Annotated in this window: 1 protein-coding gene; it reads right to left on the bottom strand. The window is 27.7% G+C overall.

All coding sequences use genetic code 4. The features are described 5' to 3' along the window. Nucleotides 1–1,782: coiled-coil domain-containing protein (locus JXZ91_RS03010; RefSeq protein ID WP_205851535.1), on the bottom strand; the 1,782-nt coding region annotated here is incomplete at both ends.

Raw genomic sequence — 1,782 nt, 5'->3', positions numbered from 1 at the left:
CATCTTTTAGATTATCTAAAGCTGTTTGAAGTTCACCAACAGCTTGGTTAATAGGTATATTATGTTCATCATATTTGCCTTGAGAAGTAGTTTTTTGGGCTTCTAAAGCAACAATAGCTTTTTTAAGCTCATCAATATTATTAATATTATCAGTTGCTTTTTGTTTAGCAGCTGCTAAATCATTTTTAGCTTTTTCTAATTCAGTTTTAACTTTATTAATTCTATTATTTTCAGCATTTAGTTTTTGGTTAACTTCATCTTTTTTAGATTTAACATTTTTTAATAAATCTTTAGCTTTATCAGTTTGAGCTTTGTATTTTTTAGGTTCAATCTCTTTAACTAAATCATCTAGTTTAGTTTCTAAGTCACCTAATTCTGTTAATGAAGTTTGTAAATCAGTTGCTTTATTATCTGCAATAGCTGTGTCAGCTTTTTGAATGGCTTCTTTAGCTTTTTGTTCTAGATCTTTAACTTTGTTTTCAATTTCTTCTTTAGCTTGTTTAATTTGTTGTTTTTGAGTTGCAACTAAATTATTAGCATCATCATAAGCTGATTTGAAAGCATCATATTCAGTTTTAGCATTTTTAGTTTTATCATCATTTGAAATACTATCTAAGTTTTGAACTTCGGCTAGTTTCGATTCTAAAGCATCTAGTGCAGTTTGTCTATCATCTAAACCAACTGCCTTATTTAAGGTTTCAGTTAATTGCTTTAAAGCTTCTTTGGCAGTATTTAAGTTTTGTTTTAGTTGACCAATTCTTTGTCTTTCTTGTTCTGCAGCTGTTTCTAGTGCTGATTTTTGATTTCTCGCTTCAGTTAGTTTATTTATAATATTGGTTTTTAATGCATCAGCTTCAACTTTGGGATCATCAAAGCTAATGTCATCAAGTTTTTGTAGTAATTTTTCAATATCTGTTTTATTTTTTTCAAAAGCTGCTATTGATTTTTCTACTTCTGCTAAATTATCTTTGTTAGTATCATAATGATTTGAGTTTTCTTCAAAAGATTTTTGAATATCTTTTAATTGTTGTTTAGCATCGTTTCTTTCTTGATCAATTTGATTTTTACGAGCTAAAATATCTGCTTGTTTTTGTTCAGCAATTTTGATTTTATTTTCTAGTTCTTTAAATTCAGCTTTAAAATTATCCTTTTTAGGTTCTAGTTCATTTTTAGTATTATTAGCTGCTTCTAAAGCAGTATTTATTTTATTTAATGCATCAGCTGCTTTAGCTAAATTATGTTTGTGTTCAGCTTTTAAAGCTTCATCTACTACGTTTATAGCCTCATCTAACCCTTGGATAGCATTAGTTATTTTTTGCTTATTACTTGCTAGATCCTCAGCTTCTTTAGCTTTTACTTTATTATCTAGAGCTTGTTTGGTTTGTTCAGCTTCTTGTAGTTTTTGTTTTAAATCTTTAGCTTCATCTTCTAAATTGTTATCTTTAGCTTTTTGAATAGCTTCTTTAGCTTTTTCAATTGCTTTATTTAAAGGATCTTGAGCTGCTTTAAGTTTATCTAAATCTTCACCTTTTAAGGCTTCTTTAGCAGCTTCATTAGCTTTATCTAGTTCTGTAGTAGCTTCAAGAATTTTAGTCTTAATTTCTTGTTCTTTATTTTCAATTTTTTCAATTGCTTCAGCTGCTTTATTTAAGGTTTCTTGAGCAGCTTCGATTTTATCTTTTAAGGTTTTATTATCATCATTAAGTTTAGGTTCATCTTTATTTTTATCATATAAATCTTGAGCATTTTTTATTTCCTGTTCAAGAGTATTTTTAGCATTAA

Origin of the sequence: Mycoplasma enhydrae (genome assembly GCF_017116825.1) — a bacterium.
In the GTDB taxonomy this organism is placed as follows: Bacteria; Bacillota_I; Bacilli_A; order Mycoplasmatales; family Metamycoplasmataceae; genus Metamycoplasma; species Metamycoplasma enhydrae.
This window is presented reverse-complemented; position numbering and strand designations above follow the sequence as displayed.